Annotated in this window: 15 protein-coding genes and 5 tRNA genes; all 20 read left to right on the top strand. The window is 49.2% G+C overall.

Features of this window, described 5'->3' with window-relative positions; translation table 11 throughout:
• Positions 1-40 precede the first annotated feature (40 nt).
• The 20 genes from hypD (at position 41) to rpoC (ending at position 20224) form a co-directional block, all read left to right on the top strand.
• A complete protein-coding gene (gene hypD / locus BMY63_RS08060) occupies positions 41-2443 on the top strand; it encodes a trans-4-hydroxy-L-proline dehydratase (RefSeq protein WP_256218974.1) in 2403 nt (800 codons plus the stop codon).
• A 1-nt stretch (position 2444) separates the two neighbouring features.
• Positions 2445-3365: a glycyl-radical enzyme activating protein gene (locus BMY63_RS08055; RefSeq protein ID WP_091915825.1), complete on the top strand. Its 921-nt coding sequence runs from the start codon at positions 2445-2447 to the stop codon at positions 3363-3365.
• 44 nt (positions 3366-3409) lie between these two features.
• Positions 3410-5215, top strand: a complete 1806-nt coding sequence (locus tag BMY63_RS08050; protein ID WP_091915823.1) for an aminopeptidase P family protein — start codon at positions 3410-3412, stop codon at positions 5213-5215.
• Between the two features lie 229 nt (positions 5216-5444).
• On the top strand, positions 5445-5636 hold the full coding sequence (gene rpsU / locus BMY63_RS08045) for a 30S ribosomal protein S21 (RefSeq protein ID WP_013065274.1): 192 nt from the start codon (positions 5445-5447) through the stop codon (positions 5634-5636).
• A gap of 74 nt (positions 5637-5710) precedes the next feature.
• Complete coding sequence (xerA, locus tag BMY63_RS08040) at positions 5711-6589, top strand: site-specific tyrosine recombinase/integron integrase (protein ID WP_091915821.1); 879 nt, start codon at positions 5711-5713, stop codon at positions 6587-6589.
• Between the two features lie 36 nt (positions 6590-6625).
• Positions 6626-6925, top strand: coding sequence for a ribosome hibernation-promoting factor, HPF/YfiA family (gene hpf / locus BMY63_RS08035; protein WP_091902226.1), 300 nt, complete (start codon positions 6626-6628; stop codon positions 6923-6925).
• A gap of 102 nt (positions 6926-7027) precedes the next feature.
• A tRNA-Thr gene (locus BMY63_RS08030) sits at positions 7028-7101 on the top strand.
• A gap of 107 nt (positions 7102-7208) precedes the next feature.
• Positions 7209-7291, top strand: a tRNA-Tyr gene (locus tag BMY63_RS08025).
• 17 nt (positions 7292-7308) lie between these two features.
• Positions 7309-7381: transfer RNA gene (locus tag BMY63_RS08020), tRNA-Gly, on the top strand.
• A gap of 76 nt (positions 7382-7457) precedes the next feature.
• A tRNA-Thr gene (locus BMY63_RS08015) sits at positions 7458-7529 on the top strand.
• A gap of 61 nt (positions 7530-7590) precedes the next feature.
• Positions 7591-8775, top strand: a complete 1185-nt coding sequence (gene tuf, locus BMY63_RS08010; protein ID WP_091915819.1) for an elongation factor Tu — start codon at positions 7591-7593, stop codon at positions 8773-8775.
• Positions 8776-8846: 71 nt separating this feature from the next.
• Positions 8847-8919: transfer RNA gene (locus tag BMY63_RS08005), tRNA-Trp, on the top strand.
• Positions 8920-8935: 16 nt separating this feature from the next.
• On the top strand, positions 8936-9127 hold the full coding sequence (gene secE, locus BMY63_RS08000) for a preprotein translocase subunit SecE (RefSeq protein WP_091902222.1): 192 nt from the start codon (positions 8936-8938) through the stop codon (positions 9125-9127).
• 12 nt (positions 9128-9139) lie between these two features.
• Positions 9140-9685: a transcription termination/antitermination protein NusG gene (gene nusG / locus BMY63_RS07995; RefSeq protein ID WP_091902220.1), complete on the top strand. Its 546-nt coding sequence runs from the start codon at positions 9140-9142 to the stop codon at positions 9683-9685.
• A gap of 97 nt (positions 9686-9782) precedes the next feature.
• The gene (rplK, locus tag BMY63_RS07990; protein ID WP_091902218.1) at positions 9783-10223 is read left to right on the top strand and encodes a 50S ribosomal protein L11; all 441 of its coding nucleotides are present in this window, start codon (positions 9783-9785) and stop codon (positions 10221-10223) included.
• Between the two features lie 21 nt (positions 10224-10244).
• A complete protein-coding gene (gene rplA, locus BMY63_RS07985; RefSeq protein ID WP_091842959.1) occupies positions 10245-10937 on the top strand; it encodes a 50S ribosomal protein L1 in 693 nt (230 codons plus the stop codon).
• Positions 10938-10957: 20 nt separating this feature from the next.
• The gene (rplJ, locus tag BMY63_RS07980; RefSeq protein WP_091902215.1) at positions 10958-11473 is read left to right on the top strand and encodes a 50S ribosomal protein L10; all 516 of its coding nucleotides are present in this window, start codon (positions 10958-10960) and stop codon (positions 11471-11473) included.
• A 49-nt stretch (positions 11474-11522) separates the two neighbouring features.
• Positions 11523-11903 carry a 50S ribosomal protein L7/L12 gene (gene rplL / locus BMY63_RS07975; RefSeq protein WP_091902213.1) on the top strand — a complete coding sequence of 127 codons (381 nt, stop codon included), beginning with the start codon at positions 11523-11525 and terminating at the stop codon, positions 11901-11903.
• Positions 11904-12033: 130 nt separating this feature from the next.
• A complete protein-coding gene (gene rpoB, locus BMY63_RS07970) occupies positions 12034-15846 on the top strand; it encodes a DNA-directed RNA polymerase subunit beta (protein WP_091902211.1) in 3813 nt (1270 codons plus the stop codon).
• A 46-nt stretch (positions 15847-15892) separates the two neighbouring features.
• A complete protein-coding gene (gene rpoC / locus BMY63_RS07965) occupies positions 15893-20224 on the top strand; it encodes a DNA-directed RNA polymerase subunit beta' (protein ID WP_091902209.1) in 4332 nt (1443 codons plus the stop codon).
• The last annotated feature ends 5 nt before the right edge of the window (positions 20225-20229 follow it).

The raw sequence follows: 20229 nt of genomic DNA, 5'->3' as shown, positions 1-20229 counted from the left end.
TTTGCCAACTCGATATTGCAAAACAACCAAGATAACTAAAATGATTAATAATAATCTCAGATATCCGGAGAACGACGGAGGTATGAATGAGCGTATCAGACGACTGCGTCGGTTGTCTCTCGACACCCCCACGACGTTGAGTATAGAACGGGCCCTTATCGAGACAGCTTTTTATGAGGAACACTACGGGACGATGCCCATCGCAGTGCTGCGTGCCCGCAATTTCTATGAGATCTGCAAGAAGAAGACCTTGTATATCGGCGATGATGAACTGATCGTCGGTGAACGTGGACCGCTTCCCAAGGCTGTCTCCACATTCCCAGAGCTGACATGTCATAGTGTGGCGGATTTGCATACGCTGAATGAGCGACCGTTGCAGCCATATTCGATCAGTCAGGCGGATATCGATACCTACGAGCGGGTGGTGATTCCCTACTGGAAGGGTAAGACACAACGGGAACGTATCTTTGGTCATGTGTCTAAGGCCTGGGAGGAGGCTTATCATGCCGGTGTGTTCACGGAGTTTATGGAACAACGTGCCGCTGGTCATACGGCCATGGATGGTAAGATGTATCGTGAGGGACTGCTTGACGTGAAGGCTCGGATAGAGAGACGGATCGCCAGTCTTGACTATATTCACGATCCTGAGGCAACGGACAAACAACAGGAGCTGGAGGCTATGGCCATCTCTTGTGATGCGGCTATTCTCTTCGCGGAGCGACATGCCGAACTGGCGGAACAGATGGCCGCCAAGGAGAGTGACCCGCGACGCAAGAATGAGTTGGAGAAGATCGCTGACGTGTGTCGATGGGTTCCTGCTCATGCACCGCGCGACTTGTGGGAGGCCATCCAGATGTACTGGTTCGTACACCTTGGTACGGTGACGGAACTGAACGGATGGGATTCGATGAACCCTGGTCATATCGATCAGCATCTGTTCCCGTTCTATCAGAAGGGTATTCGTGAGGGGACACTGACCCGTGATCAGGCGAAAGAGTTGATCAGTTGTCTGTGGATTAAGTTCAACAACCAACCCGCACCCCCGAAGGTCGGTGTGACAGCCTTGGAGTCGGGTACCTATAATGACTTTACGAATATCAATATCGGTGGGGTGGATCGTGACGGAAAGAGTGGCGCGAACGAACTCTCATATATGATCCTCGAGGTTCAGGAGGAACTGCACGAACTACAACCAGGTCTGAGCATCCATATCGCTGAGAATACGCCTGACGAGTTTCTGCTCGCAGGTATTAAGGTGATACGTCAGGGACATGGCTATCCGTCGGTGTTCAACCCCGACACTTATGTGAAGGAGATGGTACGTGCTGGTAAGACACTGGAGGATGCTCGTGAGGGCGGCTGCTCTGGCTGTATCGAGGTGGGGGCTTTCGGCAAAGAGGCTTATCTGCTGACGGGTTATCTGAACACACCAAAGATTCTGGAGATAACACTGAACAACGGTGTTGATCCGGAGACGGGCAAGAAGCTCGGTCTGGAGACGGGTGATCCTCGTCTGTTCAGTTCCTTCGATGAGCTCTATGAGGCATGGCATCGTCAGATGGTCTATTTCGTGAATCTGAAACTCTCGGTTAATAATTACATCGAACGGATGTTCTCCCTCTATGCCCCGGCAACGTTCCTCAGTCTTTATATAGACGACTGTATCGAGAAGGGGAAGGATTATTATAGTGGTGGTGCCAGGTATAATACGACCTATATCCAGTGTACTGGGTTGGGGACGATCACCGACTGTCTCACCGCCTTAAAGAAGCATGTGTTCGAGGATCATCGTTATTCGATGGACGAGATACTGAGGGCTTGTGCCGTTAACTGGAAGGGTGAGGAGAAGATGCGTCAGTATATCCGTAATCACACACCGTTCTTTGGCAACGATGACGACACTGCTGATAAGGTGGCTGTGCGTGTCTATGATGATCTGGTGGATGCGATCGAAGGACGACCGAACACCCGAGGGGGTAAGACGCAACTGAATATGCTTAGTACGACATGTCATAACTATTTCGGTAGTGTATGTGGTGCCACGCCCAACGGACGTTTTGCCCACTTCGCCATCAGTGATGGAACCTCTCCTGCTCATGGCTCCGACAGTCACGGGCCTACGGCTGTTATTAAGTCGCTAGGGAAGCTTGACCAGACAAAAAGCGGTGGAACCCTGTTGAATATGCGCTTTGTACCCGCCTTGCTGAGACGGGAGGAGGACCAGAAGAAGCTTGCCTCACTCATCCGGACGTACTTTAAGTTTGGCGGTCACCATATTCAGTTTAATATCGTAGATACGGCGACTCTTCATGATGCGCAGCAGCATCCCGATGAATACCGGGATTTGTTGGTACGTGTGGCTGGTTATTCCGACTATTTCAATGATATGACGGAACAGTTGCAGAATGAGATTATCGCAAGAACGGAAAACGACGAGATGTAGGATGGCACTGGTTTTCGACATCAAACGGTATGCCATCAATGATGGCCCAGGTATTCGGACCACCGTGTTCTTGAAGGGGTGTCCTCTCAGATGCGTATGGTGTCATAACCCAGAAGGTTGGACGACCCAGCCGCAGTTGTTGTATAAGGCATCAAGGTGTATCGGATGCCGTACCTGTGTTGATGTGTGTCCACAGCATCTCCTCTCGTTGACCCCTCATGGCATCAGCATGAAGGAGAGCTCATGCTCCCTCTGTGAGACATGTACGAACGAGTGCCCAACGAAAGCTCTGGAGGTGTGTGGCAAGGAATGGTCGATGGATCTCCTGATGACTGAGATTGAGAAGGAGCGTGCGGTGATGGAGGAGAGTGGTGGCGGCGTGACACTATGTGGTGGTGAACCGCTGATGCATCCTGACTATACCGTGGCTCTCTTGAGGGAGTTGGGGGCTCGTGGACTGCACCGTGTTGTTGATACCACGCTCTATGCGTCATCTGATGTCGTAAGGGCTGTTGCCGACTTGTGCGAACTCTTCCTCGTCGACCTGAAGCTGATGGATTCGCATAAGCACTGTCTGTATACGGGTGTTCCCAATGAACTGATCTTACGTAACATCCGTCTCCTGACTGAGATGGGGAAATCTTTCCGCATCCGCATCCCTTTGATTGAGGGCGTCAATGCCGACGAGGAGAATATAGAACAAACGGCTCTTTTCCTGGAGGGACTCCCCTCGCCAGGAGACAAGTGCGGGCGTTTTGTCAACCTATTGCCCTATCATGATGTCGGCAAAGATAAACACCGGCGTATGTGGAGTACTTACAACCCTCAGGGATATCCGATGAGTACTCCGTCGGAGGAGACCCTGCAGCGTTGTGCCGCACAGATGGAAGCTCACGGGCTCCATGTTGTCGTTGGCGGATAGGTTTGGATAGTGTTGAATATAATGACATAAAGTAGGAACGTGATATGAATGATGTCAACCAACGAATAGAGAACCTTCGAGAGGTGATGCGCCGTGAACATCTGGCGGCGTTCATCTTCCCTAGTACGGATCCTCATCAGGGCGAGTATGTTCCTGACCATTGGAAGGGTCGTGAGTTTATCTCGGGCTTTATCGGCTCGGCAGGCACGGCAGTGGTTACGATGACCTCTGCCGCCCTCTGGACAGATTCCCGTTATTTCATTGCTGCCGAGGAACAACTGAAAGGGACGGAGTTCCAGTTGATGAAGTTGAAGATGGAGGGCACTCCGACCATCTCGGAATGGTTGGGCAGGACATGTGGGGCCGGTGCCGAGGTCGGTATTGACGGTTGGTGCAGTTCTGCCAGTGCCGTGAAGAACTTGATCGTCGAGCTGCGCAAGGAGGGGGGCATCACTGTGCGTACGAATATAGACCCGCTGAGGCTGATATGGTCCGACCGTCCCGTGATTCCTGAGAATCCTGTGGAGATATTCCCGATGGCGTATGCAGGGGAGTCTGCCCATGAGAAAATCGGTCGTATTCGTCAGGCCTTGCGTGAGCGTCATGCCGACGGAATGCTGATGGCTGCCCTCGATGATATTGCCTGGACTCTCAATCTACGAGGAACGGATGTCCACTGCAATCCTGTCTTCGTGGCTTATCTTTTGATTTCTTCAAAGGATGTTACTCTTTATATCAACCAGAAGAAGCTCACGCCGGAGGTCATGGCATACCTGAAGACAGAGGGGGTGATGGTGGATAGCTATGAGAACGTGACCAAAGGGCTGAATGACTATTTTGAATATAATATCCTTCTCGACCCCGACGAGGTGAACTATGCCTTGTATAAGACCGTTGTCCGTGAGCGGGTAGAGGAGGAGTCTCCCGTGAAACGGATGAAGACCGTAAAGAACGAGACGGAGATCGCGGGCTTCAGGAATGCGATGCTGAAGGACGGTATCGCTATGGTGAAATTCCTGAAGTGGCTCTCTGCCTATGTCGGGAAACCGGAGATATCCGAATTGTCAGAGATATCTATTGACCAGAGACTGAAGGCCTTCCGTGCCGAACAGCCACTCTATCGTGACATATCTTTCGATACCATAGCAGGTTATGGTCCTCATGGCGCCATTGTGCACTATGAGGCAACACCGGAGACGGATGTCCCCTTGCAACCCAAGGGAATGCTCCTGCTCGACAGTGGTGCGCAGTATCTCGACGGTACAACAGATATCACCCGGACCATCGCCCTCGGTCCACTGTCGGACGAGGAGAAAAGGGCATATACATTGGTGTTAAAGGGACATATACAGATCGAACTCTGTAAGTTCCCGTCTGGTGCCAGCGGTACGCAGATAGATATTCTCGCTCGCAAGGATATGTGGCGGGAGGGACTGAACTACCTACATGGTACGGGGCATGGCGTCGGTACATATCTGAATGTGCATGAGGGACCTCATCAGTTCCGTATGGAATGGAAGCCGGCTCCGCTTGTGGCAGGCATGACCATCACAGATGAACCGGGCATCTATCTCGAAGGGAAGTTTGGCGTGCGTATCGAGAATACTTTGCTGATGATCCCTTACAAGGAGACGGCGTTCGGTAAGTTCCTGCAGTTCGAATCGCTCACACTCTGTCCCATCGACAAGACTCCTATCGTCAGGAGCATGCTCCTGCCAGAGGAGATCGACTGGCTCAATGCTTATCATCAGCATGTGTTCGACACCCTTTCGCCACATCTTGATGCCGATGAGACTGTCTGGCTGCGTGAGGCCTGTGCTCCAATCGACTCGACCTCTCCGCTCTCATAATCAGCTGTTTGGAAGAACATGCTCGTGATTTGCATGCCAGTATCCTCTCTTTCTTGGTGCTTGTATGAGCTCATGATGACTTTGACGACTCCAATTTTGGGCAAAAATAAATAAAAATCGGCAAAAGATTTGCTTGTTTCGTGAAAATGTCGTAACTTTGCAGCCGCTTTTCGTGGCGCTGTGCCCGAAGGCATTAAGTTTAACGTAAAATATTAAAAGTCAAAAGCAAATGATTATTGTACCGGTAAAAGAAGGCGAGAACATCGAGAAGGCCCTCAAGAAGTTTAAGAGAAAGTTCGAGAAGACAGGTGTTGTTAAGGAGCTGCGTCGTCGTCAGCAGTTTGACAAGCCGTCTGTCCTGAAGCGCCTGAAGATGGAGCACGCCGTTTACGTACAGCAGCTTCGCGCTAACGAGGAGTAAAAAGATCCTCAAAAATTTGGTAGTTTCGAATAATTTCCGTAAATTCGTAGCCGAAAGACTTATTGGCGCGGTTTATGCTGATTAACCAATTTCTGAACTACCTGCGCTATGAACGGAACGCATCTCCGCAGACAGCGCAGACATACGAGGATAGCCTTCGGGAATTTGAATCGTATCTGACTTTTAGGGATAACGGACTCTCTTTAGAGACGGCAGATGCCGATCTGATCCGTGACTGGATGGAGAGTCTGATGGATAAAGGAAACTCTGCTTCAACGATGAATAAGAAATTGAGTGCATTGCGTTCCTTTTATCGCTTTTCCCTTCAACGGAAGTTGGTTGCCAAGGATCCTGCACATGGTGTGACAGGACCGAAGAAGTCAAAACCGCTGCCCCAGTTCCTCCGAGAGGGGGAAATGGACAAGTTGCTCGACATGCAGGAATGGGGGGATAGTTATAATGATGTACGTGCGCGTACAATATTATTATTATTCTATGAGACAGGCCTTAGGCGTTCAGAACTTGTTGGGTTGAACGATGAGGATGTCGACTTGACTGCCAGGCAACTTAAAGTGATAGGTAAGCGAAACAAACAGCGTGTGATTCCCTTTGGGGAGGAATTGTCGGAAGCCTTGGTTCGTTATCGGACGATCCGTGGTCAGATAGAGCGCAATAGTAATGCGCTGTTCTTGAATGATAAGGGCGAAAGGATATCAGGTGGTCAGGTGTATGCTTTGGTACGCCGATATCTGACGACAGTCACTTCTCTGAAAAAACGTTCTCCCCACGTACTCAGACACACATTTGCAACTGCGATGTTGAATAACGGGGCGGGATTAGAGAGTATCAAGAGCCTGTTGGGACACGAGAGTGTCAGTACGACAGAGATCTATACACACACTACGTTTGAACAGCTGAAGCGAGTTTATAAAGAGGCTCACCCAAGAGCCTGAACCTTATTAATAACTATTTTAAAATAGGAGGTAACTATGGAGATTATGATTAAGTCGATTCACTTCGACGCTACCGAGAAGTTACAGGCGTTCGTTGAAAAGAAGATCGCCAAGTTGGAAAAGTCTTTTGAAGATATACAGAAAGTAGAGGTGCAATTGAAAGTGGTGAAGCCCGCTACTGCCCAGAATAAAGAAGTAAGCCTGTCTGTGGCAGTCCCAGGAAGTACATTGTTCGTGGAAAAGATAAGTGACACATTTGAGGAAAGCACAGACCTTTGTGTCGACTCCATGCGGGCTCAACTCCAGAAATTCAAGGAAAAATTAAGGAATAGATAAAAAAAACTTGGAAAAGTTTTGGTAATTCAAAAATAATGCCTAACTTTGCAGCCGTTTTCCGACAGGTCGTAAATCTGAAACAGAGAGCGGCTGCTTAGAAAAGCCTCTTTAGCTCAGTTGGCCAGAGCACGTGATTTGTAATCTCGGGGTCGTTGGTTCGAATCCGACAAGAGGCTCAAGGAGACCAGAGGGTGAGCAAAATCGCCTAAAGTCTAAATGATCGGGAACGGCTAAAGCTAACAGCTAATAGCTAATCGCTACCAGCCTACAGCTAATGGCAAATGGGTGTTTTCCAGAGTGGCCAAATGGGGCAGACTGTAAATCTGCTGTCTTTCGACTTCGGTGGTTCGAATCCATCAGCACCCACTCTCAAGAGATGTTTCGCGGAAATAGCTCAGTTGATAGAGCACTAGCCTTCCAAGCTGGGGGTCGCGGGTTTGAGCCCCGTTTTCCGCTCAAAGTTGCGATGACGCGAGAGTAGGAAACTCGCTAATGCCGAGCACGAGCAGTTTCGCACTTTGAAGTGCAACTTGCTGTAATAGCTCAGTGGTAGAGCACTTCCTTGGTAAGGAAGAGGTCCTGAGTTCAACTCTCAGTTACAGCTCTCTTGGATGGTAAGGAGGAGCAGGAAACTCGAATTATTCATAAAGTTAATAACAAGAAAAATGGCAAAAGAGAATTTTGTGCGCACCAAACCGCACGTAAACATTGGTACTATTGGTCACGTTGACCACGGTAAGACAACTCTGACTGCTGCTATCACCACCGTACTGGCTAAGCAGGGTCTCTCTGAGGTTAAGTCATTCGATCAGATTGACAACGCTCCCGAGGAGAAGGAGCGTGGTATTACTATTAACACCGCTCACGTTGAGTACGAGACAGCTACTCGTCACTATGCTCACGTTGACTGCCCGGGACACGCTGACTATGTGAAGAACATGGTAACCGGTGCTGCCCAGATGGATGGTGCTATCCTTGTTGTTGCTGCAACTGACGGTCCTATGCCTCAGACTCGTGAGCACGTTCTGCTCGCTCGTCAGGTGAACGTTCCCCGTCTGGTTGTGTTCCTGAACAAGTGCGATATGGTTGAGGATGAGGAGATGCTGGAGCTCGTTGAGATGGAGGTTCAGGAGATTCTCGCTCAGTACGAGTTCGAGGATGATACTCCTATTATCCGTGGTTCTGCTCTTGGTGCACTGAACGGTGTTGCTAAGTGGGAGGAGAAGGTAATGGAGTTGATGAACACCTGTGATACTTGGATCCAGGAGCCTCCTCGTGCTACCGATAAGCCTTTCTTGATGCCTGTTGAGGACGTGTTCTCTATCACTGGTCGTGGTACTGTTGCTACTGGTCGTATTGAGACTGGTGTGATCCACGTAGGTGACGAGGTTGAGTTGCTCGGACTTGGTGAGGACAAGAAGTCGGTTGTTACTGGCGTTGAGATGTTCCGTAAGATTCTTGACGAGGGTCAGGCTGGTGATAACGTAGGTCTGCTTCTCCGTGGTATTGATAAGAATGAGATCAAGCGCGGTATGGTGCTCTGCCATCCGGGTCAGATCAAGCCTTTCAAGAAGTTCAAGGCTTCTATCTACGTCCTGAAGAAGGAAGAGGGTGGTCGTCACACTCCGTTCGGTAACAAGTATCGTCCTCAGTTCTACCTCCGCACCATGGACTGCACAGGTGAGATCACACTCCCTGCTGGCGTTGAGATGGTGATGCCTGGTGACAACGTGGAGATTACTGTTGAGCTGATTTACGCTGTGGCTCTGAACCCAGGTCTTCGTTTCGCTATCCGCGAGGGTGGTCGTACCGTAGGTTCTGGTCAGATCACAGAGGTATTCGAGGACTAATCCTCACTACTCTTTAGATTGTCTATAAGAATAGATAAGAGCCCCCACACTTAGGTGGTGGGGGCTTACTTACGGGAATAGCTCAGTTGGTAGAGCATCGGTCTCCAAAACCGAGGGTCGTGGGTTCGAGTCCTCCTTCCCGTGCAAAATAACAAAGGATATGTTTAAGAAGTTTTTCGATTACTGTAAAGCTTGTTATGACGAGTTGGCTCATAAGACTACATGGCCGACTCGCAAGGAGTTGACCCATAGTGCAGTGGTGGTTCTTTCGGCCTCCCTGATTATTGCACTTGTGGTCTGGGCAATGGATTTCGTTTTCAAGTCAGTAATGAGCCTGGTTTATCCAGGATAATAATCAGATAAGATGGCTCAGACGGGAATGAAGTGGTATGTGCTGCGCGCTGTCAGCGGAAAAGAGGCTAAGGTTAAAGAATACCTTGAGGCTCTTATGAAGAATGATACGATGCTTGCTGCGAATGTAGGTCAGATTTTACTTCCTACGGAGAAATATGCACAGCTTCGTAATGGCAAGCGTGTTGTTAAGGAGAAACTGTTCCTCCCGGGATATGTCCTCGTAGAGGCAAATCTTCAGGGCGAAATTGCTCACACGTTGCGCTTCATGCCTAATGTGTTGGGCTTCTTGGGTGGTTTGGATAATCCTACACCGGTACGTCAGGCTGACATTAACAGGATTCTCGGTACTGCAGAGGAGACTATCATCAAGAGTGAGGAAATTGCTGTTCCTTACACTGTTGATGAAGCTGTGAAGGTGACCGACGGTCCGTTTAGTGGATTCAGCGGTGTCATTGAGGAGGTGAATGCCGAGAAGCGTAAACTGAAGGTCATGGTTAAGATTTTCGGTCGTAAAACTCCATTAGAACTGAGTTATAATCAGGTAGAAAAAGAATAGGGCGTTAATGTTACGGTTCGCCCGATTCTCTATATACGGTCGCAGGAGGCTTCCACTCCTAAGGCTTATATAACAATTCAAATAATAAATAACAGAAATGGCTAAAGAAGTTGCTGGATTAATCAAATTACAGATTAAAGGTGGCGCTGCGAATCCTTCTCCCCCAGTAGGACCTGCATTGGGTTCTAAGGGTATTAATATTATGGGATTCTGCAAAGAGTTCAACGCCAGAACCCAGGATAAGGCAGGAAAAATTATTCCTGTTGTTATCACTTACTATACCGACAAGTCATTCTCGTTCGAGCTCAAAACTCCTCCTGCAGCTGTTCAGCTGAAGGAGGCTGCAAAGGTTAAGAGCGGTTCTGCTGAGCCCAACCGTAAGAAGGTCGCCAAGGTAACTTGGGATCAGGTTCGTGCTATTGCAGAGGATAAGATGAAGGACTTGAACTGCTTTACCGTTGAGTCGGCTATGAAGTTGGTCGCTGGTACAGCGCGTAGTATGGGTATCACTGTAGAAGGGGAGTTCCCTGGTAAATAATTAATAACTTCAATTAAGACAATGAGTAAACTGACAAAAAATCAAAAGTTGGTAGCTGATAAGGTTGAAGCAGGGAAAGCATACTCTTTGAAAGAAGCCGCTGCGCTGGTGAAGGAGATTACCACCACCAAGTTTGAGGCTTCTGTCGATATCGATGTACGCTTGGGCGTAGATCCGCGTAAGGCTAACCAGATGGTTCGTGGCGTTGTTTCGCTGCCGAACGGTACTGGTAAGGTGACACGCGTGCTCGCTCTCTGTACTCCTGATCAGGAGGCTGCTGCTAAGGAAGCAGGTGCCGACTATGTTGGTCTTGACGAGTATATCGAAAAGATCAAGGGCGGTTGGACAGATGTAGATGTAATCATCACGATGCCGTCTTGTATGGGTAAGCTCGGTCCTCTCGGCCGTGTACTCGGTCCCCGTGGCCTGATGCCTAACCCAAAGAGCGGTACTGTAACAATGGATGTTGCTAAGGCTGTGAAGGAGGTGAAGCAGGGTAAGATCGACTTTAAGGTTGACAAGGCAGGTATCGTGCATACGTCAATCGGTAAGGTAACTTTCACTGCTGATCAGATCTTTGAAAATGCTAAAGAGTTCATCTCTACCATTATCAAGCTGAAGCCTGCAGCTGCAAAGGGAACATACATCAAGAGTATCTTCCTCTCAAGCACTATGAGTATGGGTATCAAGGTAGATCCTAAATCAGTTGAATAACTCGTTAAAAGATTAGACAAATGAAAAAGGAAGTAAAAGATACTATCATCGTAGAACTTGGAGAGAAACTGAAGGCATTCCCGCATTTCTATCTGGTGGATATCGCCGGCTTGAATGCAGAGAAGACCAGTGAGCTCCGTAGGAAGTGCTTCAAGAGCGAGATCAAATTGCTGGTTGTGAAGAACAAACTTCTCCACAAGGCCTTTGAGGCTTCAGAGATTGATTTCTCTCCGTTGTATGACTGCCTGAAGGGAAATACGGCTATCATGTTCGCACAGACGGCCAATGTCCCTGCTAAGCTGATTAAGGAGTACAAGAAAGAAGGTATCCCCGCCCTGAAGGGTGCATATGCAGAGGAGAGCTTCTTCGTTGGTGCTGACAAACTTGATGAGCTGGTTGCAATCAAGAGCAAGAACGAACTGATCGCAGATGTTGTAGCTCTGCTGCAGTCTCCGATCAAGAATGTTGTCTCTGGCTTGAATGCTGGTGGCAAGGTGCATGGACTGCTTGACGCTATCGCTGAGCGTAATAAATAAGCGAAAGAAGTAACATTATCATTAAAAAACAATTAAATTTTTAAATAAAATGGCAGATATTAAAGCTATTGCAGAAGAGTTGGTAAACCTTACTGTAAAAGAAGTTAACGAGTTGGCAACAGTCCTGAAGGACGAGTATGGAATTGAGCCTGCTGCTGCAGCCGTTGCTGTAGCTGCTGGTCCTGCAGCTGGTGGTGAGGCCGCTGCTGCTGAGGAGAAGTCTTCATTCGACGTTGTTCTGAAGTCAGCAGGTGCTGCAAAGCTTCAGGTTGTGAAGGCCGTTAAGGAGGCTTGTGGTCTTGGTCTGAAGGAGGCTAAGGATCTGGTTGACGGTGCTCCCGCAACTGTAAAGGAAGGCCTGTCTAAGGAAGAGGCTGAGAACTTGAAGAAGACCATCGAGGCCGCTGGTGCCGAGGTTGAGCTGAAGTAATTCGCACAACAATACTGATGTGGTTGGGGACTCTCCAGTCGAGGGTTCCCGACCATTTTCTGTCTTATAATCCGGTTCTTCCGGATAACTCCGGGAATAGACCGGTTCATAGATTCAACAACAAAAGAATATGGCTTCAAAATTAGTAGATAACAGAGTAAACTTTGGCAGCGTCAAGAATCCAATGCCGTTTCCGGATTTCCTTGATGTGCAATTAAAGTCGTTCAAAGACTTCCTGCAGTTGGACACTCCGCCTGAGGAACGCAAGAATGACGGTTTGTATAAGGTGTTCGCGGAGAACTTCCCTATCACCGACACACGTAATAATTTCGTTCTTGAGTTCCTGGATTACTATATTGATCCTCCCCGCTACACTATTGACGAATGTCTGGAGCGCGGACTAACATATAGCGTGCCTTTGAAGGCTAAGTTGAAACTGTATTGTACGGATCCGGATCATGAGGACTTCGGAACAGTAATCCAGGACGTGTTCCTGGGCCCGATTCCTTATATGACGGCCAACGGTACTTTTGTTATCAATGGAGCTGAGCGCGTCGTTGTATCTCAGTTGCACCGTTCTCCTGGTGTATTCTTCGGTCAGAACGTACATGCCAATGGTACACTGCTGTACTCCGCACGTATCATCCCGTTCAAAGGATCGTGGATTGAGTTTGCTACGGATATCAACAATGTGATGTACGCATACATCGACCGTAAGAAGAAATTGCCAGTAACGACTTTGCTCCGTGCTATCGGGTTTGAGACGGATAAGGACATCCTCCAGATCTTCAATCTTGCCGAGGAGGTGAAAGTGAACAAGAGTGCCCTGAAGAAGGTGCTTGGATGTAAGCTTGCTGCACGTGTGCTGAAGAGTTGGAACGAGGATTTCGTTGATGAGGATACCGGTGAAGTTGTTTCTATCGAGCGTAACGAGGTGATCATGGAGCGTGAGACGGAGATCACCGAAGATAATATGATGGAGATTCTTGAGAGTGGTGCCCAGACCATCCTCGTACATAAAGATGAGGCTGTCGCCCAGGATTTCTCGATTATCTTCAATACATTGGCTAAGGATCCCAGTAACTCAGAGAAAGAGGCTGTCCTATATATCTATCGTCAGTTACGTAATGCAGACCCTGCTGATGATGCCAGTGCTCGTGAGGTCATCCAGAACCTGTTCTTCTCTGACAAACGCTATGACTTGGGTGATGTGGGTCGTTATCGCATCAACAAGAAACTGAACTTGAATACTGATATGGATGTCCGTGTCCTGACGAAGGAGGATATTATTGAGATTATCAAGTACCTGATTCAGTTGGTGAACTCCAAGGCTGCCGTCGATGATATTGACCACCTGTCAAACCGTCGAGTGCGTACAGTGGGTGAGCAGTTATCGAATCAGTTCTCTATAGGTCTGGCACGTATGAGCCGCACCATCCGTGAGCGCATGAATGTGCGTGATAATGAGGTGTTCACTCCGACGGATTTGATCAATGCCAAGACAATCTCTAGCGTCATTAATTCGTTCTTCGGAACGAATCCGCTGTCGCAGTTCATGGACCAGACGAACCCATTGGCAGAGGTGACCCATAAGCGTCGTCTCTCGGCTCTCGGTCCTGGCGGTCTATCTCGTGAGCGTGCCGGCTTTGAGGTACGTGACGTTCACTACACACACTATGGTCGTCTTTGTCCGATTGAGAGCCCTGAGGGTCCGAACATCGGTCTGATTTCATCACTGTGTGTATATGCTAAGATTAATGAACTCGGCTTCATCCAGACTCCATACCGTAAGGTAGAGAATGGTGTAGCCAATCTGAATAATGACGAGATCGTCTATCTCACCGCAGAGGAGGAATCCGACCACATCATTGGCCAGGGTAATGCACCGTTGAACGATGACGGTACATTTATTCGTGAGGTCGTAAAGTGTCGTCAGGATGCCGACTTCCCTGTCGTTCCACCGACGGATGTTGATCTGATGGACGTATCTCCGCAGCAGATTGCCTCTATCGCAGCTTCTCTGATTCCGTTCCTAGAGCATGATGATGCTCACCGTGCACTGATGGGATCGAACATGATGCGTCAGGCTGTGCCTCTGCTTCACAATGAGGCTCCTATCGTGGGTACTGGTATCGAGAAGCAGGTTTGTGAGGACTCTCGCACGATGGTGACTGCTGAGGGTGACGGCGTCGTCGAGTATGTTGATGCGACAACCATTCGTATCTTGTATGATCGTACTGAGGACGAAGAGTTCGTAAGTTTCGAGCCTGCTCTGAAGGAGTATCGTATTGCTAAATTCCGTCGTACAAACCAGAATATGACCATCGATTTACGTCCTATATGTGAGAAGGGCCAGCGCGTGAAGAAGGGTGATATTCTGACTGAGGGTTATGCCACCGAGAATGGTGAACTGGCTCTGGGTCGTAACCTGCTCGTGGCTTACATGCCTTGGAAGGGTTATAACTACGAGGACGCCATCGTTCTTAACGAGCGTATCGTTCGTGAGGATATCCTAACTTCAGTTCACGTGGATGAGTATTCGCTCGATGTTCGTGAGACCAAACGTGGTGTCGAGGAGTTCACCGCAGATATTCCTAATGTCAGTGAGGAGGCTACGAAGGATCTTGATGAGAATGGCGTGATCCGTGTTGGTGCACGTGTAGAGCCAGGCGACATCCTGATTGGTAAGATCTCACCGAAGGGTGAGAGTGATCCTTCTCCTGAGGAGAAACTGCTTCGTGCTATCTTTGGTGATAAGGCTGGTGATGTGAAGGACTCTTCATTGAAGGCTAATCCTTCACTGACTGGTGTCATTATTGACAAGAAAATGTTTGCACGTGCTATTAAGGATCGTAAGTCAAAGCAGCAGGATAAGATCGTGCTGGCTAAGATTGACGAGGAATATGAGGCAAAGGTAGACGATTTGAAGGACATCCTCATTGACAAGTTACTCGAACTTACCAAGGGTAAGACCTCTCAGGGTGTCAAGGACTATACTGGTGCTGAAATCATCACCAAGGGTAGTAAATTCTCTGCGGCAGCTCTGAGAAATCTCGAGTATGGTGATATCCAGATCAGCAACTGGACGAATGACGAACATAAGAATGAGTTGATCGCTAAGCTGATCATCAACTTCATGAAGAAATATAAGCTGTTGGATGCAGAGATGAAGCGTAAGAAGTTTGCCATCACTATTGGTGATGAGTTACCCTCTGGTATCCTGCAGATGGCTAAGGTATATGTGGCTAAGAAACGTAAGATTGGTGTGGGTGACAAGTTGGCCGGTCGTCACGGTAATAAAGGTATCGTGTCTAAGGTGGTGCGTCAGGAGGATATGCCATTCCTCGAGGACGGTCGTCCCGTAGATCTCGTATTGAACCCGCTTGGTGTGCCTTCACGTATGAACCTCGGTCAGATCTTCGAGGCAATCCTCGGTGCTGCCGGTAAACGTTTGGGCGTGAAATTTGCTACGCCGATCTTCGACGGTGCCAAACTCGACGACCTCGCCGAGTGGACCGACAAGGCAGGTCTGCCGCGTCTCTGCTCTACACATCTCTATGATGGTGAGACGGGTGAGATGTTCGACCAGCCTGCAACGGTGGGTATCACCTACTTCCTTAAGCTCGGTCATATGGTAGAGGATAAGATGCACGCCCGTTCTATCGGTCCGTACAGTTTGATCACTCAGCAGCCTCTCGGCGGTAAAGCTCAGTTTGGTGGCCAGCGTTTCGGAGAGATGGAGGTCTGGGCATTGGAGGCCTTTGGTGCCAGTCATGTTCTTCAGGAGATTCTGACGATTAAGTCGGATGATACTGTTGGGCGTTCCAAGGCTTATGAGGCTATTGTCAAGGGTGAGCCGATGCCGACACCGGGAATTCCTGAGTCTCTCAACGTGCTGCTCCATGAGTTGCGCGGTCTCGGTCTGAGCATCACGCTCGATTAAGCGAGTTAAGTATTAAGAGTTACGAATTAAGAGAAAGATAATATATATGGCTTTCAAGAAAGATTCAAAAGTAAAGAGTAATTTTACGAAAATTACCATTGGACTTGCTTCGCCCGAAGAAATCCTCGAGAGTAGCTTCGGAGAGGTTACCAAACCTGAAACCATCAACTATCGTACGTATAAGCCAGAACGCGACGGTCTGTTCTGTGAGCGCATCTTTGGTCCGACGAAGGATTACGAGTGTGCCTGCGGAAAGTATAAACGCATCCGTTATAAGGGCATCGTCTGCGACCGTTGTGGCGTGGAGGTGACAGAAAAGAAGGTCCGTCGTGAGCGTGCTGGTCACATCGAGTTGGTGGTACCTGTTGCACATATCTGGTATTTCCGTAGCCTTCCCAATAAGATTGGTTATTTGCTCGGCCTTCCCACCAAGAAGCTCGATGCTGTGATCTACTACGAGCGATATGTAGTAATCCAGCCGGGTGTTATGGCTGGTAAGAAGGATGCAGAAGGCAATGATGTCATCGGTTCAAATGTGTACGATCTGCTCTCTGAAGATGAGTATAACGAGATTATGGATAACCATGTCTCACCTGAGAACGACTATCTGGATGATAGCGATCCCAATAAGTTCATCGCTAAGATGGGTGCTGAGGCCATTTACGACTTGCTCGTACGTCTGGACCTTGACTCTCTGTCGTATGAGTTGCGCGATCGTGCCAATAGCGATTCTTCTATGCAGCGTAAGAACGAGGCTCTGAAGCGTCTGCAGGTGGTTGAGGCTTTCCGCCAAAGTGTGGAGAAAGGGATCAATCGTCCTGAGTGGATGATTATGAAGATTATCCCTGTCACACCTCCTGAGCTCCGACCATTGGTGCCACTGGATGGTGGTCGTTTCGCCACGTCCGACTTGAATGATCTTTATCGTCGTGTGATTATCCGTAACAACCGTCTGAAAAGGCTGATGGAGATTAAGGCTCCTGAGGTGATTCTCCGTAACGAGAAGCGTATGCTTCAGGAAGCCGTCGACTCTCTCTTCGACAATAGCCGTAAGTCATCGGCTGTCAAGAGTGACAGCAACCGTCCTCTGAAGTCTCTTTCTGACTCACTGAAGGGTAAGCAGGGACGTTTCCGTCAGAACTTGCTCGGTAAGCGTGTCGACTATTCAGCCCGTTCGGTGATTGTTGTCGGTCCTGAGTTGAAGATGGGCGAGTGCGGTCTGCCGAAGTTGATGGCTGCCGAACTTTATAAGCCGTTTATCATCCGTAAACTCATCGAGCGTGGTATTGTGAAAACGGTGAAGAGCGCCAAGAAAATTGTCGATCGTCGTGAACCGGTCATCTGGGATATCCTTGAGAATGTGATGAAGGGTCATCCTGTTTTGCTGAACCGTGCGCCGACATTGCACCGTCTCGGTATCCAGGCCTTCCAGCCAAAGCTTATCGAGGGTAAAGCCATCCAGTTGCATCCGTTGGCATGTACGGCGTTCAATGCCGACTTCGACGGTGACCAGATGGCTGTCCACCTCCCGCTAAGCAATGAGGCTGTTCTCGAGGCGCAGTTGCTGATGCTCCAGAGCCATAACATCTTGAATCCTGCCAATGGCGCACCAATTACCGTGCCTTCTCAGGATATGGTGCTGGGTCTATATTATATCACGAAGATTCGTCCGGGTGCCAAGGGTGAGGGTTTAACCTTCTATGGCCCCGAAGAGGCTATCATTGCCCATAATGAGGGTAAATGTGACCTTCACGCTCAGGTGAAGGTTGTTGTTGACGATGTTGTTGACGGTAAGGCTGAGCGCCATATGGTGGAGACATCCGTCGGTCGTGTCATCGTGAATGGCATCATCCCGAACGAGGTAGGTTTTGTCAACAAGGTTATCTCTAAGAAGAGTCTGCGTGATATCATTGCTGATGTAATTAAGAACGTGGGCTTTGCAGAGGCTTGTGAATTCCTTGATGGCATTAAGAACCTCGGTTATCGTATGGCTTATCTGGCCGGTCTGTCGTTCAATCTCGATGATATCATTATTCCGAAAGAGAAGGCTGATCTGATCAAGAAGGGTAATGAGGAGGTTCGTCAGATTACTGACAACTATAATATGGGATTCATCACCGACAATGAGCGTTATAATCAGGTAATCGATACTTGGACTCATGTCAACAACGATATTGGTAATATCCTGCTGAAGCAGATGACCGAGGCTGATCAGGGCTTTAACGCTGTGTTCATGATGCTTGACTCTGGTGCTCGTGGATCTAAGGACCAGATTAAACAGCTTTCAGGTATCCGCGGTCTGATGGCTAAGCCTCAGAAGGCTGGTGCTGAAGGACACCAGATTATTGAGAACCCGATCCTGTCGAACTTTAAGGAGGGTATGTCTGTGCTTGAGTACTTTATCTCTACTCACGGTGCCCGTAAGGGTCTTGCTGATACCGCTATGAAGACGGCAGACGCTGGTTACTTGACTCGTCGTTTGGTCGATGTGTCTCACGACGTGATCATCACTGAGGAGGACTGCGGAACCCTGCGTGGCCTGCAGTGTACAGCTTTAAAGAGCGGCGACGAGATTATCTCTAGCCTGGCTGAGCGAATTCTGGGTCGTGTGTCTGTACACGATGTCATTAACCCGAAGACGGGTGAAGTGATTGTTGAGGCTGGTGAGGAAATTACTGAGAGTGTAGCCGATGCAATTGAGAAGGCTGACATTGAGAGCGTTGAGATCCGTTCTGTGCTCACCTGCGAGTCGAAGAAGGGCGTATGCATGAAGTGTTATGGACGTAACCTCGCTACCCGTCGTATGGTACAGAAGGGTGAGGCTGTTGGTGTGATTGCTGCACAGGCTATCGGTGAGCCGGGTACACAGTTGACTCTGCGTACATTCCACGCCGGTGGTGTTGCTGCCAACGCAGCTGCCAATGCAAGTATCGTATCGAAGTATGATCGTGCCATGATTGAGATGGAGGAAGTTCGTACTGTTCCGTTTGATGAGGATGGTCGCGACTGTGAGATGGTAGTTAGCCGTCTGGGTGAACTCCGCTTTGTCGACCCGAACACGAAGATTGTTCTTTCTACGGTGAACGTGCCTTATGGTTCTTCCCTCTATTTCCGTAATGGCGATGAGGTTGCTAAGGGTGATAAGATTGCCCAGTGGGATCCGTTCAATGCGGTCATCGTTACCGAGTATGCTGGTCGCCTGAAGTTCAATGATGTTATCGAGGGTGTAACCTTCCGTGCTGAGACTGACGAAACCACAGGTCTGACGGAGAAGATCGTTACTGAGTCGAAGGACAAATCGAAGGTACCGACCTGTGATGTGATCGGCGCTGATGGCGAGGTCATCGGAACATATAACTTCCCTGTGGGTGGTCACGTGGTCGTTGAAGACGGTCAGACTGTTAAGACCGGTGAGACCCTCGTGAAGATCCCGCGCGCTGCCGCCAAGGGTGGTGATATCACTGGAGGTCTGCCGCGTGTCACTGAGCTCTTCGAGGCTCGTAACCCGTCGAACCCTGCTGTCGTCTCCGAGATTGACGGTGAGGTTACCATGGGTAAGGTTAAGCGCGGTAACCGTGAGATCATCGTTACCTCTAAGACAGGTGAGCAGCGTAAATATCTCGTATCCCTGTCAAAGCAGATCCTGGTACAGGAACATGATGCCGTTCGTGCTGGTACACCGCTCTCTGACGGTGTGATCACACCGGCCGACATCTTGGCTATCAAGGGTCCCACCGCCGTTCAGGAGTATATCGTGAATGAGGTACAGGATGTGTATCGTCTGCAAGGCGTGAAGATTAACGATAAGCACTTCGAGATCATTGTTCGTCAGATGATGCGTAAAGTTCAGATTAATGAACCAGGTGACACCTCTTTCCTTGAGCAGGAGATTGTCGACAAACTCGACTTCGCTGAGGAGAACGACCGTATCTGGGGTAAGAAGGTGGTGACCGATGCCGGTGATTCCGAGAATCTTCAGAAGGGACAGATCGTAACCTCGCGTAAGCTCCGCGACGAGAACTCGATGCTAAAGCGTCGTGACCTCCGTCTCGTACAGGTTCGTGATGCTGTACCCGCCACATCTACTCAGATTCTGCAGGGTATCACACGTGCCGCACTCCAGACGAAGTCGTTCATGTCTGCTGCTTCGTTCCAGGAGACGACGAAGGTGCTCAACGAGGCCGCTATCCGTGGTAAGGTAGACCATCTGGAGGGTATGAAGGAGAACGTGATCTGCGGTCACCTGATTCCTGCCGGTACGGGTCTGCGTGAGTTCGATAAGATTATTGTTGGTTCCAAGGAGGAGTATGAGCGTATTCAGGCTAACCGCAAGAATGTTCTTGACTTCGCTGAGGAGACCGTGCTTGACGAGAAATAATTTTC

It is taken from the genome of Prevotella aff. ruminicola Tc2-24, from assembly GCF_900110895.1.
Classification (GTDB): domain Bacteria; phylum Bacteroidota; class Bacteroidia; order Bacteroidales; family Bacteroidaceae; genus Prevotella.
This window is presented reverse-complemented; position numbering and strand designations above follow the sequence as displayed.